16 protein-coding genes and 1 other annotated feature are annotated in these 14,316 nt (G+C 41.5%); of the genes, 6 read left to right on the top strand and 10 right to left on the bottom strand.

The genetic code is table 11. The features are described 5' to 3' along the window. Positions 1-84: 84 nt before the first annotated feature. Positions 85-306 (top strand) — a binding site (T-box leader). Between the two features lie 53 nt (positions 307-359). Together thrS and AC07VD_RS03460 are read left to right on the top strand one after the other, a co-directional pair. Continuing rightward, positions 360-2,276, top strand: a complete 1,917-nt coding sequence (thrS, locus tag AC07VD_RS03465) for a threonine--tRNA ligase (RefSeq protein WP_494721547.1) — start codon at positions 360-362, stop codon at positions 2,274-2,276. Between the two features lie 119 nt (positions 2,277-2,395). Next, positions 2,396-2,815: a MarR family transcriptional regulator gene (locus tag AC07VD_RS03460; protein WP_003242889.1), complete on the top strand. Its 420-nt coding sequence runs from the start codon at positions 2,396-2,398 to the stop codon at positions 2,813-2,815. Positions 2,816-2,856: 41 nt separating this feature from the next. On the opposite strand, the gene thmT is transcribed toward AC07VD_RS03460, so the two are convergent. Next, positions 2,857-3,045, bottom strand: a complete 189-nt coding sequence (gene thmT / locus AC07VD_RS03455) for a 2-hydroxymuconate tautomerase (RefSeq protein WP_003222038.1) — start codon at positions 3,043-3,045, stop codon at positions 2,857-2,859. Between the two features lie 108 nt (positions 3,046-3,153). On the opposite strand from thmT, the gene AC07VD_RS03450 reads away from it, so the two are divergent. Both AC07VD_RS03450 and AC07VD_RS03445 read left to right on the top strand, forming a co-directional pair. Then, positions 3,154-3,813, top strand: coding sequence for a site-2 protease family protein (locus tag AC07VD_RS03450; protein ID WP_003243167.1), 660 nt, complete (start codon positions 3,154-3,156; stop codon positions 3,811-3,813). A gap of 13 nt (positions 3,814-3,826) precedes the next feature. Beyond that, positions 3,827-4,345, top strand: a complete 519-nt coding sequence (locus tag AC07VD_RS03445; RefSeq protein ID WP_217017225.1) for a YwhD family protein — start codon at positions 3,827-3,829, stop codon at positions 4,343-4,345. A gap of 292 nt (positions 4,346-4,637) precedes the next feature. Here AC07VD_RS03445 and AC07VD_RS03440 read toward each other — a convergent pair whose 3' ends face one another. Next, a complete protein-coding gene (locus AC07VD_RS03440) occupies positions 4,638-6,713 on the bottom strand; it encodes a transglycosylase domain-containing protein (protein ID WP_217017222.1) in 2,076 nt (691 codons plus the stop codon). 201 nt (positions 6,714-6,914) lie between these two features. On the opposite strand from AC07VD_RS03440, the gene speE reads away from it, so the two are divergent. Both speE and speB read left to right on the top strand, forming a co-directional pair. Further along, entirely contained in the window at positions 6,915-7,745 is an 831-nt protein-coding gene (speE, locus tag AC07VD_RS03435; protein WP_003227543.1) for a spermidine synthase, read from the top strand. Positions 7,746-7,805: 60 nt separating this feature from the next. Continuing rightward, positions 7,806-8,678 carry an agmatinase gene (speB, locus tag AC07VD_RS03430; protein WP_003227545.1) on the top strand — a complete coding sequence of 291 codons (873 nt, stop codon included), beginning with the start codon at positions 7,806-7,808 and terminating at the stop codon, positions 8,676-8,678. Between the two features lie 48 nt (positions 8,679-8,726). On the opposite strand, the gene AC07VD_RS03425 is transcribed toward speB, so the two are convergent. The 8 genes from AC07VD_RS03425 to rapF form a co-directional block, all read right to left on the bottom strand. Beyond that, entirely contained in the window at positions 8,727-9,287 is a 561-nt protein-coding gene (locus tag AC07VD_RS03425) for a hypothetical protein (protein WP_217017220.1), read from the bottom strand. After that, positions 9,280-9,927: an ABC transporter ATP-binding protein gene (locus AC07VD_RS03420; RefSeq protein ID WP_015714896.1), complete on the bottom strand. Its 648-nt coding sequence runs from the start codon at positions 9,925-9,927 to the stop codon at positions 9,280-9,282. Before AC07VD_RS03420 ends, AC07VD_RS03425 begins: the two co-directional genes overlap by 8 nt. Positions 9,928-9,929: 2 nt before the next feature. After that, positions 9,930-10,727 (bottom strand): hypothetical protein, encoded by a 798-nt coding sequence (locus AC07VD_RS03415; protein WP_254149906.1) that lies wholly within the window; start codon positions 10,725-10,727, stop codon positions 9,930-9,932. A 9-nt stretch (positions 10,728-10,736) separates the two neighbouring features. Then, the gene (locus tag AC07VD_RS03410; protein ID WP_217017214.1) at positions 10,737-11,411 is read right to left on the bottom strand and encodes a hypothetical protein; all 675 of its coding nucleotides are present in this window, start codon (positions 11,409-11,411) and stop codon (positions 10,737-10,739) included. Beyond that, on the bottom strand, positions 11,398-12,186 hold the full coding sequence (locus AC07VD_RS03405; protein ID WP_015714893.1) for a membrane protein: 789 nt from the start codon (positions 12,184-12,186) through the stop codon (positions 11,398-11,400). Before AC07VD_RS03405 ends, AC07VD_RS03410 begins: the two co-directional genes overlap by 14 nt. A 149-nt stretch (positions 12,187-12,335) precedes the next feature. Next, on the bottom strand, positions 12,336-12,815 hold the full coding sequence (locus AC07VD_RS03400; RefSeq protein WP_015714892.1) for a DUF2712 domain-containing protein: 480 nt from the start codon (positions 12,813-12,815) through the stop codon (positions 12,336-12,338). Positions 12,816-13,067: 252 nt separating this feature from the next. Then, positions 13,068-13,187: a phosphatase RapF inhibitor PhrF gene (phrF, locus tag AC07VD_RS03395; RefSeq protein ID WP_041334633.1), complete on the bottom strand. Its 120-nt coding sequence runs from the start codon at positions 13,185-13,187 to the stop codon at positions 13,068-13,070. Continuing rightward, positions 13,171-14,316, bottom strand: a complete 1,146-nt coding sequence (gene rapF / locus AC07VD_RS03390) for a response regulator aspartate phosphatase RapF (RefSeq protein ID WP_217017213.1) — start codon at positions 14,314-14,316, stop codon at positions 13,171-13,173. The genes phrF and rapF overlap by 17 nt, the downstream gene beginning before the upstream one ends.

Raw genomic sequence — 14,316 nt, 5'->3', positions numbered from 1 at the left:
ATTTGTCGGGAACTTGGGTGGAACCACGGGTTAATCACACACTCGTCCCTATCTGCGGGACGGGTGTGTTTTTTTATGAATTGAATACATGCGATGAAAAGGACATGAATGATAGTTACGGTTTTCAGAGAGGGAAGGAAAGGTGAGAGCTTCCCAGCTTAGGAATATCATTTACCGCCTTGGAGCAGCATTGGGGAACTGAAGTAACCAATGCCGTCTATGCTGCGTTACAGCACCGAGCCGACAATATCGTATTTGTCGGGAACTTGGGTGGAACCACGGGTTAATCACACACTCGTCCCTATCTGCGGGACGGGTGTGTTTTTTTATATACAACAATGAATAAGGAGTGTTCTAAAATGAGTAAACATGTACACATTCAGCTTCCGGACGGACAGATCCAGGAATATCCGAAAGGCATCACAATCAAAGAAGCGGCTGGTTCTATCAGTTCCAGTCTGCAAAAGAAGGCGGCCGCAGGTCAGGTCAACGGCAAGCTTGTTGATCTCAGTTTCAAGCTGGAGGAGGATGCTGAGCTTTCGATTGTCACACTCGATTCACAAGAAGGCTTGCAGGTGCTTCGCCACACAACAGCGCACGTGCTGGCCCAAGCAGTAAAACGGCTGTACGGCGAAGTGTCATTGGGGGTAGGGCCTGTGATTCTAGACGGCTTCTACTATGACATGAAGCTGGGGAAAAGCTTGGCATCAGGAGACTTTAAGGCCATCGAAAAAGAAATGAAAAACATAATAAATGAGAACCTTGAAATCAAACGTATAGAGGTTTCTTACGAAGAAGCTGAAGAGCTGTTTGCACAAAAAGACGAGCGGCTCAAGCTTGAGATTTTAAAGGATATTCCGCGCGGGGAGGATATCACACTGTACCAGCAAGGGGAATTCGTTGACCTGTGCCGCGGGCCGCATCTTCCTTCTACAGGGATGATCAAGGCGTTCAAACTGACAAGAGTATCAGGCGCTTATTGGCGCGGAGACAGTAAAAATGAAGTCCTGCAGCGGGTGTACGGGGTTGCGTTTCAAAAGAAAAAGGATTTGGATGCGCACCTGCATATGCTGGAAGAAGCGGCAAAACGAGACCATCGCAAGCTCGGCAAACAGTTAGGGCTGTTTATGTTTTCTGAAGAAGCGCCGGGGATGCCGTTTTATTTGCCGAAAGGGCAGATTGTCCGCAATGAGCTGGAGCGCTTCTCGCGTGAGCTGCAAACAAATGCCGGCTACGATGAGGTGCGTACGCCGTTTATGATGAATCAGCGGTTATGGGAGCAGTCAGGCCATTGGGACCATTATCGCGACAATATGTACTTTTCAGAAGTGGATGATACAAGATTCGCAATGAAGCCGATGAATTGCCCCGGCCACATGCTCATCTTTAAAAACAGCCTGTATTCTTATCGGGATCTGCCGATTCGCATGGCGGAATTCGGACAGGTGCATCGCCATGAATACAGCGGCGCTTTAAACGGAATGCTTCGCGTTCGGACGTTCTGTCAGGATGACGCCCATATTTTCGTTCGGGAGGATCAGATTGAGAGTGAGATCAAAGAAGCGATTCGGCTGATTGATGAGGTATATCGGACATTTGGTTTCGAGTATTCAGTTGAGCTTTCGACTCGCCCGGAGGATTCATTAGGTAATGACAGCCTTTGGGAAGCGTCGGAACGTGCCTTAGCACGCGTCCTTGAGGAGCTTGGCCTCTCTTATGAGATCAATGAAGGCGATGGGGCGTTTTACGGGCCGAAAATTGATTTCCACATAAAAGATGCTCTAAAACGGAGCCACCAATGTGCGACAATTCAGCTTGATTTTCAAATGCCGGAAAAATTTGATTTAACATATATCAACGAACACAATGAAAAGGTTCGTCCCGTTGTCATCCACAGAGCGGTTTTCGGCTCGATCGACCGTTTCTTCGGTATTTTGATCGAGCATTACGGCGGGGCTTTTCCAGTCTGGCTCGCACCGGTCCAGGTTCAAATCATACCGGTTTCGCACGTTCACTTAGACTATTGCAGAAAGGTGCAGGCGGAGCTGAAGCAGGCGGGGATAAGAGCCGGCATTGATGAGCGCAATGAGAAGCTCGGCTATAAAATCAGAGAATCGCAGGTGCAGAAAATCCCGTACGTGCTGGTGCTTGGAGATCATGAGGAGCAGGAGAATGCGGTAAACGTCCGCCAATTCGGACATCAGCAGAGTGAACACGTTCCTTTCCAAACTTTTAAAGATAAACTTGTCAAACAGGTGGAAAATCGAGGCATGTAGGATAAAAGCTGTGAATTCACATTTTGCTTTTTTGACTTTCCCTATTCGGAATCAGTAAAATAATAAGTAAATCATATCGTTCGTATGTTATGAATGCATCTCGAAATGGGGAAATTTACATGGACCATGACAAACTGGAAGCAAATTTGCTGGATCACGCACTTACAAAATATTTGAAAAGCACGAAGCAATTAGATGAAGCCACCGTTCCGAAACACGTGAATAATGTAAGAGGATTTATTCTGCGGATCATATACAGACATGGGAGCTGCACCATAAAGGATATTTTGAAGGAGGTCACACTGTCTCCCTCTGCCACGACCACAGCTCTGAATCATTTAGAGCAGGAAGGGTTTATTGAGAGATCCAGAAATAACAATGACCGCCGCACTGTATGGATTACGCTTTCTGAATCGGGCCGGGGAGCGGCTGAACAAATGATCGAAAACCGCCAGCAGCTGATTGACGGGATGTTTGAACGTTTAACAGCCGAAGAGAAAAAGACGTTCTTGGCGATTATTGCGAAGCTGGCTCAATAGGGATAAAAAAGCCGGTGCGCGAAGCGCCGGCTTTATAGAGATTATTCCATATCGCTCAGGCGTTTGCCTGCCACGGCATAATGGTCTTTTCTCATTTCTTCTATAAAGACAACAATTTTTTCTTCAGAAGCACCGGTTGTTTCCTTTACGGCTTCTGTTACTTTCTCGACAAGATTGCGTTTTTGCTCGTCTGTACGGCCTTCGAGCATTTTGACAGTTACGTATGGCATGGGTGCTGAATCCTCCTTTATCTCGTTTCCTCTCTTTAGAAAAAGAGGCTTCTTATAGTATACTGAATAAAGTAAATTCTTGCATTTTGAGAAAGAGGGATATCTCACTTGGACCGTTTTTTATATTATCCGTTATCTTTAATGCCATACCTCGTCATCACGCTAATTGTTTCGTTTACGATGCACGAGCTTGCCCACGCTTATGTCGCATACAAATTCGGTGACGATACGGCGAAAAAACAAGGAAGACTGACGCTGAATCCCATTAAACACCTTGATCCGTTCGGAACCATTTTGATTCTGGTGGCCGGATTCGGGTGGGCGCGCCCCATTCCCGTGAATCGCCGCTTCTTTAAGAAACCCCGGCTTGCCGGTGTGCTCGTATCTATAGCCGGGCCCGTCAGTAACCTGATTCTTGCGTTTATTGGTTTCTTTTTGTTAGTGTTGATGCATGCGTACGGAATGGAAATGCTTGCGGCGTTCAGCACGGGGCTGGATCAGTTTTTTTCTATTTGGATACAGCTGAATCTTGTCTTGTTTTTATTTAATCTGCTGCCGCTTCCTCCGCTCGATGGCTATCGAATTATAGAAGATCTCGTTCCGCCGGGCGTGCGTGCCAAAATGACGCAGGCGGAGAGCTACGGCTTTATCGTATTTTTGGTGCTGTTTGTGACACCGCTCGGATCTTACGTGCTGTGGCCGATGCTCAATGCAGGAAGAGATTCGATTTTAAAGCTGTTTTCAGCGATATTTCAACCGCTTTTGTAGGAGGTAGAACTTCATGGAAGAAAAAAAGAAAAAATCAATCGGGTTTAATATTATCAAAAGTGATCCGACAGACGGACACGGCGGTTTTGGCGTAGGGGCACTCAGCCTTGATAACATTTCTCCCGTATTCGTTGATGTAGAGGAAAAAGAAGCGTTCGTAGACATCGGCGCCATGCATGCCCGCAGCACCGTTGAAAAAGGAATTAAATTTCTCCCGAATAAAGAAGAAGTGCCGAACGGAAAACTATACTGGCTTGTGTGGGTAACGATTGACAGAAAAGAAGAGGGGCCTTATTACGCTGGTGTGACAGCTTGTGAAATGACGGTCGACAGAAGCATCAGAAGAGGCTACAAGTCGCTGCCTGAGCATGTGAATTTGATGGATAAATCCATGAAACGGAAAATCATCGTTGATAAAATGGACGACAGCTCGAAGCGTGTACTAGGCGAATTTCTGAAAAAGCATGATCAGGGCCTATGGGACCGTTCCTCAGATGAATTAAAAACAAGCCTGCTTCCGGAAGATAATTAATTTGTGAATTTTCTGTGAAATTTTAAAGTATTTGAGATATTTTTCGTAAACATTGAGTAAACTGGTGATACAGAAATAGGACATGGAAAATCCCGAGCCGAAACAAGACTCGGGGTTTTTCATTTTTAGGGGGATATGAGTCGGCGACTGGGAGATGAAAGCCGGCGTCGAAGAAATGAGAAATTCACCACTTTATCCCAAAACTGATTGTTCAGCTCGATTGTCTAACATTCTTCCATCGATTATGAAGGAACCATACGAATAACCCGGTCTCCGAGGAGCCGGGTTATTTTCAATGATGTCGCCCCAGCCATTTGTCCCACCACTTTTTCTCGGAAGCGGGCTTTTCTTTGGATGGAAGCCGGTCTTTTGTTTGTTTTGCGGGTTCTGCCCCGTAGCACACGTTTGCTGGTTCTGTGCCTTTCACAAAATATGTGTAATGCTTAGCGGCGCAGCCGGGACCTGATGAGTAGCCTGTTTCCGGATCAATGTACACACCGGTTACGCCTTTTGGCGGCTTGAACGCGGTTTCTGGTTCGCCTTTGAGCGCGTCCTCCATGAAGTCCGCCCAAATGGTTTTAGCATAGCTTTTTTCTTCGACCGAGTCGATGGTGCTGTTTTTGTCATAGCCGGTCCAAACACCTGCGGCCAGCTTCGGATTGAAGCCGATCATCCAGCTGTCTGCGCTGGTGGTTCCTGATTTTCCGGCATACGTTCTTGTCAGGCGGTTGGCTATCGTTCGCCCCGTAACCGACGTGTATCCATTTAAATCGGTATCAAACATGCCTGTCATCATACTCGCTGTGACAAAAGCGGCTTTTTCATCAAGCACCTGTTTATGCTGATTCGGGTTTTCGTACAGCACGTGGCCGGCTGCGTCCGTTACCCTTGAAATAAAAGTCGGTTCGATTTTCTTTCCGCCATTTGCGAGCATGGCATAGGCGTTGACCATCTCAATCGGACGCACGGGTTCGGTGCCGAGTGCCAGAGACGGCAGTGCTTGAAGATGGGTGGTAATGCCGAATTCCTTTGCCGTCTTTACAAGTTTGTTCGTGCCGAGAAAAAGATGCGTTTTCACAGCGTAAATATTGTCTGAAAGCGCCAGCGCCTGCAGAAGCGTAATCGGCTTGTTGGCATAGTATCCGTTATAGTTGCTTGGAGAATAGGTTTCTCCCTTTGCATCAATTTGAAACTCGGTTTCTTCGCTTTTCATCAAAGTGACTGGCGTAAATCCACTCTGAATCGCTTTATAGTACAGCAACGGCTTGATCGTCGAAGCAGGCTGGCGCTTCGCCTGTGTCGTCCGGTCAAACGGGCTTTTTTGATAATCCCTGCCGCCGACAAGGGCGAGAACGTTTCCGGTGCGGGGATCAATGGCTGAAAACCCGACTTGAATGTCAGAGCCCGCGTTAACCGTTTCGGTAATGGTCTCCTCGGCGATGCGCTGCATCCGTTTATCTACCGTTGTATAGACGTTTAACCCGCTCGTTTCAATTTGCTCCCGTGTCATGCCGAGCTTTTTCTCCAGCTCTCTCATCGCATTGTCATAGAAATAAGGAGCCTTTCTCTTGGAAACTTGTTTATTCAAAGGCTGATAGGAAAGAGGTTCCTTGATCAATTCATCCGCTTTCTTTTGGCTGATCATCTGCTGCTTTTCCATCATCCGCACAATCGTTTTCTGGCGTTCCTTGGCCTTCGTCTCATTGACATACGGTGAATAGCCGGAAGGGCCTTTCGGGATTCCTGCCAAAAGCGCCGCCTCCGCATCCGTCAGGTTTTTGGCATGCTTGCCGAAATACAGGCGGGAAGCTGCTTCAATGCCGTAGGCGCCGTGTCCGTAGTAAATCGTATTTAAATAGCCTTCTAATATCTCGTCCTTAGAATAGTTTTGTTCCAGACGGATCGTGTAGAACGCCTCATTCCATTTCCGTTTCCACGTTTTGTCGTGTTCAAGGTATAAGTTTCTCGCATATTGCTGGGTGATGGTGCTTGCGCCCTGAACCTTGGCAAATGCTTTCAGATCAGCAAGCGCCGCGCCTGCCATGCGTTTATAATCAAAGCCGTGATGATCGTAGAAATTCTGGTCTTCAATCGCCACTGTCGCTTTTACGATCGTCGGATTCATGTCCTTTAAGGGGACCCAATAGCGCTTTTCGCCGTAGTTCGTTTCCCCGAGCTTTGATCCGTCACTCGCATACAAAATCGTGGATTGCGGCACCTGCACCGAGGGAGCGCCCTGGTATTTGGCTATCAAAATGACAGTCATAAACACGGCCGCTGCCGCAAAGGCCGCGAAAGCCCCTAAAAAGATAAAGGCGCGAACGGTTTTCAGCGTCAGTCTCAGCCGTTTATTTGTCATTGCATCCACAACGGGTTCCCCCTTTTTTTATGTTTCTACTATTATGAGAAAAAAAGATCGTTTTTAAACATCGCAGAACAGGACGCATCTTTACTTTTTCCCCGCCATCCTCTATACTTTTTCCTTAGGTGAAAATGAGATTTCAACCGAGAATAAAAGCTGATAAGACGCTTACAATAAATGAATACAGCCTCGAAAGGGAGATGACAATTGAGCGAACTTTGGTACACAGAGAAGCAGACGAAAAACTTTGGCATTACGATGAAGGTTAACAAAACGTTACATACAGAACAAACGGAGTTTCAGCATTTAGAAATGGTGGAAACAGAAGAGTTCGGCAACATGCTGTTTTTGGACGGCATGGTGATGACATCTGAAAAAGACGAATTCGTTTATCACGAAATGGTGGCGCATGTGCCATTATTTACGCACCCAAATCCGGAGCACGTTCTCGTAGTCGGCGGCGGTGACGGCGGCGTTATCAGAGAAATCCTGAAGCACCCAAGCGTGAAAAAAGCGACACTTGTAGACATTGACGGCAAGGTTATCGAATACTCTAAAAAGTTCCTTCCTTCTATCGCAGGCAAACTGGATGATCCGCGCGTTGACGTGCAGGTAGATGACGGATTTATGCACATTGCAAAATCTGAAAATCAATACGACGTCATCATGGTAGATTCAACTGAACCAGTCGGACCGGCTGTAAACCTGTTTACAAAAGGATTCTACGCAGGAATCGCAAAAGCGCTGAAAGAAGACGGTATTTTCGTTGCGCAGACGGACAACCCATGGTTTACACCGGAATTAATCACAAATGTACAGCGCGACGTGAAGGAAATCTTCCCGATTACGAAGCTGTATACGGCGAACATTCCGACATATCCAAGCGGTTTGTGGACATTTACAATTGGCTCGAAAAAATATGATCCGCTTGCAGTGGAAGACAGCCGTTTCTTCGATATTGAGACGAAATATTACACAAAAGATATTCATAAAGCGGCGTTTGTTCTGCCGAAATTTGTGAGTGACCTGATTAAATAATGAAGGTATGGCGCAGGAGCGAATCTTGCGCTTTTTTACAGGAAAGCGAGGGTATTATAGATGAGATTTGATGAAGCTTATTCAGGAAAAGTATTTATCGCGAGCCGTCCCGAGTGGGAAGAAGCGGACGCCATTCTTTACGGCATGCCGATGGACTGGACAGTCAGCTATCGCCCGGGCTCACGCTTTGGCCCAAGCAGAATCCGTGAGGTATCAATCGGCCTTGAAGAATACAGCCCGTATTTAGACCGTGATCTGGCCGACCTGAACTTCTTTGACGCGGGCGACATTCCGCTGCCGTTCGGAAATCCGCAGAGAAGCCTTGATATGATTGAGGAATACGTGGACAGCATTTTAGAAAAAGGGAAGTTCCCGATGGGTATGGGCGGGGAGCACCTCGTGTCATGGCCTGTCATTAAAGCGATGTACAAGAAATACCCAGACCTTGCGATTATCCATTTTGACGCACATACAGATCTTCGTGTTGATTATGAGGGAGAACCGCTTTCTCACTCCACGCCGATCCGTAAGGCGGCAGAATTGATCGGACCGCACAATGTGTATTCATTCGGAATCCGTTCCGGCATGAAAGAAGAGTTTGAATGGGCGAAGGAAAACGGCATGCACATCTCAAAATTTGAAGTGCTTGAACCGCTGAAAGAGGTGCTTCCGAAGCTGGCGGGCCGTCCGGTTTATGTCACAATTGACATTGACGTATTAGACCCTGCACACGCACCGGGTACAGGAACGGTTGACGCCGGCGGCATCACGTCTAAAGAACTGCTTGCATCCGTCCATGAAATTGCGCGTTCAGAGGTAAACGTAAAGGGCGCTGATTTAGTGGAAGTCGCACCGGTGTATGACCACTCAGAGCAAACGGCAAACACAGCCAGCAAAATCATCCGTGAGATGCTGCTTGGTTTTGTGAAATAGTTTTTAATAAAAAAGGGTCTGAATTACATCCAGGCCCTTTTTTATCTTTTAATTATTTAAAGTCATTTTATAAGAAATTCTTTTATTAGATTCGTCGTCTATTACAGTATAATAAGCAGATACTTTTGATGATTCAGGATTGAAATTTTTATAATTTACTTTTTCGTCGGGATACAAACTTAATCCTACATATCCTAGTACTGTTTTCCCTGATGGAATCTCTGTATTGAATTGATACTTATCCGGCAAATCATAATTATAAGGCATCAATTGTTTATTATATTGATACTGACCAAAAAATAAAAAGTTTTTTCCGTCCGGTGAAAGATCTTCTAGAGTAATTTTATGATTAGAAGTATTTTCAGCATTAAAAGGCAAAATGTATATATATTTTATGGAATTTGTATCTTTATCAAATGACTTGACCGGCTTTAATGGTTTTAAAATATGAAATTTTATTCCTTTTCCTGTATCGATTGTTTGGTTTGCGGCAATATTAATATTTTTTGGAGTATATTTATCATTTTGGGCATTCACTGTATAGAAACGAACACAGCTGAATGTTACTATTATTAATAAAACAATAAAGAAAATCCAACGTTTATTCATCTGTATCCTCCAGTTTACCTTCACTAATATCAATAATTCTGTCGACAACACTATTTTCACATAGTGTATCATCATGACTAGCCACTACAATCGTTGTGCCGTTTTCTTTTTCGGTTTTTAGGATATCCAGTATAAGATTAATCCCTTTTTTGTCTAATGCATTTGTCGGTTCATCTAAAAGAAGTAATTTGGGTTTTTCCATTATTGCTTGAGCAATTCCTAAGCGTTGCTTCATCCCTAAAGAATAGCGTTTGACTTTACGCTTATCTTCGGGGTCTAACCCAACTTTTCTTATTACTTCTTTGATTTCTTCATCAGATACTTTTTTCTTGATAGAAGCAAGGAATTTCAGATTTTGAAATCCCGAATAGACAGGGATGAAGCTCGGGTATTCAATTAACAGACCTGTATGTTCCGAGAAGTCAATATCTTTTCCGATCACGAGGCCGTTAACAGAAACTTCGCCTTTTGTTAATGTTAGAAGTCCGGCGATGGCTCTTAAAATCATTGTCTTTCCAGATCCATTATGGCCTCTTAACACGACAAATTCGTTTTCTTTAATTGAAAAACTGATATCATCTAATACATGATTTCCCTTTAATTTTTTTACTATATTTTTACACTCGATATACGACGTCATAATTACTCTCCTAAAATATCTGTTTTTTTAATAAAAACTAGGCTGATAAAAGTACAAGCTGCACAGAAAATAAGTGCAATTAATAAAAAGTCAGAGGCATGAAAAAAACGACCATCTGAGTAGTTAATGTTCATGCGCGAATAATCAATAAAAGCCCACTTTCCAGCCATAGCAAATGAAGCGATGAATAAAGAGCTGTGAAAAAAAATAGATATTACAATATAAGCAACAATAATAATAAATGCTGATATAAAAGATATCATGAAAGTTAAAGTTTCTAGCAAAACTGCATACATAAACGAAACTAAGATTTGAATTAACATAAATAATATTACCTTGCTGTTCAGCTCTGCTGTAAAGCCATTAAATGAGGTAAATAACATAATGTATATAAAAAGCCATACGCACCAAATAGATCCAATCAGAACAAACAGTGACAGAAGTTTGCTGAATATATATACTCCTTTTTTGGGGAGTTTTGGAAGGATATAAGCTCCAGAAATTTGAATGTCACTAAACATAAAATTACCCACAATCAACAAAGGCAGCACTTGAAAACTAATCCATTGTAGAGGGATAGATAATCTATGCTGTGTATATAAGATATGTAGATCAAAGAAATTCATCGAATGAAATAGTGTGGTCAGGCTGTCGGAAAAACTTTGATATTCTAGCTGTCCCGTCTTATTGCTATTCCAGAGGAAGCATAAAAGAAGGAGGGCAACAGCTAAGCTAATGACAAAGTATGTAATCTTACTTTCATTGAAACGCATGACAATATCACGTTTCAGCATATTCATAAAAGACAATCAGTTTGCTCCTTTCTCCTCAACCTGCTGTAAATAATTGCGTCGCTTTATAGATTCTATAGAAATCCCGAATAATAACAACATAATCCCTAATCTAATCAATAATAATTCAGCCGAATCACTTAATTCCAGCACAAAACCATTTAAAAAGAGCATACCATTACATGCAAGGTAATCAATCAAAAATAAAAGAATGAATAGAAAAACTACAATGATTTGATTCAAATACAGTAAAATAAATGAAACAACATAACAAATGAAAATAAATGCAAAGACATGAGTGATGAAAGATATCGGGGTCACATACAATAGTCCCGTATCATTGAATACACATAAAGTATATAATTCACCCATAATGATAATCCCGTATACTGCTGAAAATAAAAGTGTTTTTAAAAGGTATATCATTGTTAGATAAGGTGCATTGTTTACTCGGATTACAGTGTAAATTGAAAAGTAATCGGATGAGATCAAAACAGAAAATACAACGGCAGCAGGGCATAAAATAGAAACGAGATGCCAATAGGAAAAAATATTTTCCAGTACAAAACCATCATCACTACCATTTTCTTGATGAAAAAAGAAATAAACAGCAATTAACTGCAGCAGTAATGCGACGGTGATACCCGGCCACTTCATTCTTAATGTTGATTTTAGAGTATTATAATAAAACACGGCGTTTTTTTCCCCACATATAAAGTAAAGTAGTTACAATGAACACGCTAAGGTTCAAATAAATAAACTTATCTACACTCAAAAACCCTCCATCGTTAACAATATATTTCATTGGATTGTAATGGTTGTTGAGTAAAGTAAAGCCTATTAAATTGATTAAGAAAGGTATGATATAAACAAAATATTTCTTTTTAATAAAAAATGATAAAGCTAATCCAATGGAAGAGAGAATGGCACCGTACAAACCATTTAGTATAAATAAAATGAGAGTATAAATCAGCGAGTTTTCATAATAAAGGTTTGCTAAATCAGTTCCGCCCAAAACGATTGGGTCCATATAATTGACGATTCCGTCCGGATTTACTGAAGGATATGTCATCATCAGCAAGTAAAGGTTTAATAATAACGGTAAAAAAATAACCAAAAAAGAAATCACAACATTCAATCCGAATAATACTGTAAAGTATTTCTTTTTAGTTGTTTTTGTTATAACATTCATAAAAAATCCAGTATTTTTATCTTCACGGTACATACCGGACATTGGAAGTGATGCTAATAACGGAAGAATGAGAATCCAGACAGTCTGAGCTGAGGTTGTATTTCCTTCTGCAATATTCGATAAAAACGGTGAGTTATGGATTTCATAAGGAAGATTGATCTTCTGATGAAAGAAGAGTATACCTAGATAACTGACGATCATAAGAACGATACTAATGAATAAAGAAAAATAAATCTCTTTATTTTTCAATAAACGCTTTAAAAAGAAAGAAATCATGTGCGAGGCTCCTGTTTTTTTTATTAAAACTCTGTGTGAGTTTTGGATAGTTTTATTTTAATAAACAATCTTGAAGAGTGGATATTATTTTTACCTTAAAAAGCGATCTTACATGTTTAATGTAAGATCGCTTTGTTTTGAGAAAGCTATTAATAGATTGTGTAATTTCCCTTAGGTTTTACGCTGTCAGGACTCCAATCAGTTGAGAAGGAATCACTGCTGCGGCTGTAACCGCCAAACCTTACGGGTACATTTCTCCCGTAATCTTCAACAGCAGTGTTGGAAAATAAGTATGTATGACCCGGGTGTACTGTTCCTTCGTGAGTTCCACCACCGGATACATTGTGCCAGTCGCGCCCGCCAGAGTGAACGTTTTTATCTGCCTCTGCCCATACATTAAATTTACCTCCATCATCTTTCTTTAGGAGATGCATATACATGTAGCTTCTATTTTGTTTTCTTCGAGCAGTTGTATAGTCGTAAGGGCTGTACCATCTGAAAGTAAAATGCACCCTTGAATCGCTCGTATTTGCTTTTGCATGAACCGCCTGTGTAACACCCAGTGAGGAAACTGCGATCCCAAACATGATGATGAGTAAACTAATCCTTTTTTTGAATTGAACTTTCAAAATAAATCCTCCATTTTTAAACTTCAATTGAAGTGATACTGAACTTAAGTCATATATATATTAGTTCAAAAAAAAGGAAAAGTAAACATATTTTTATTTTCATATAATAAAAATTATCTTGTTTCCTATGTTTGTGGGTTAGGTAACCAATTTAAATTAGTTAGTAATAATATTTAGAGATTCAAAAAATAAAACTTTTGTCCCGATTGTTTATTTAACAAAAAAACAACCGGTGAAAACCGGTTGTATTCATTAAATCATTCCTCGTTGTGCAACTTCAATTTGGTGTGTAGGTGCATTTGCAATAGTTGTTGCCACGAACACAGTGCATAGAGCCAGACAAGAGAGTAATAGTTTAGACTTCAATTTCATACAAACTCACTCCTCCTTGAATAAGTTGCCTTACTTGTTCCACCTTCAAAAAATAAGCAGAAGCTTTTTGAAAATTTTTACGTTCATGATAATATTTTGCCACATCAATAGCGAAATCTTCAAGATCAGCATACAACATTTTACTTTCGAGAAAATCAAAAAATCCTTGAATTGCTTCTTCATCCGGGCCTGATAAGTATAAAGATTTCAAAAATTCAAACTCTGATAAATATATTACATCTCCGGCCTTTTGTGAATAAGCCATTCCCTTACTATGATATTCATGAGCTTTATCCATTTTTCCTAATTTATAATGGATCTGTGTAATTAAAAAATACGCTTGAGGTAAGGAAGGAAGAATATTTGATTCTTCAAAAACAGCTATTGCTCTTTTGAAATAAGTTATGGCATCCTCATATTGGCTTTGGCTGTTTTTACAAAGCCCGATATTGTACAAAGTTCTCCCCATTAATTGGGGCTGCTTTTCAGCTTCTGCCATAGAATAAGCTTTTTGAAAATGTGAGATGGCATCCTCATACTGTTTTAAATCTAAAAAATTGGTGGCAAATAAAGAATGACACTGCAGCAATCTTATATTATAAGCTTCATGTTCTTTGTATATTTCATATGCTTGCCGTGCATAGTCCATTGAAAAATACGTTTGTTTCATATAGTAATAAGATTCAGACATCTTAAAGAAAAACTCAGCTTTCTCTATCTGATCCTTAACGAATATCAGCTTGCTTTCGGCCTTTTTGAAAAATTTAATAGCCGACAGATATTCCCGCTGGTCCAGCTCATACATGCCTCTGAAGAAATTAAAATAGTACTCAAGCAGACCAGTTAAACGAGCCTGTTTTTTATCAATCTCAAGCAGCAGATCAGACAGTCTCGGCTGTTCCTCAATCCTCATTTTTTCTAACGGTTCAAGGTACTCAAGCATCAGGTTGTGCCGAAACTCCATTAGTGAATAGTACAAATGAAGGTCTTGATCTTCTTCCATTTGATCCAGCTCTTGCTTGATTTCTCGTCGCAAATATTCTGCATCGGGTATGCTGAATCGGCGTATGTACATATACCATTCGTTAATCTTTTCTCCGATGGAAGAAGAAGATATGACACCTGTCAC

The organism is Bacillus sp. GW821-FHT01G09 (assembly GCF_059422205.1).
The sequence above is the reverse complement of the archived record's forward strand: the minus strand, read 5'-3'. Positions and strand labels throughout refer to the sequence as shown.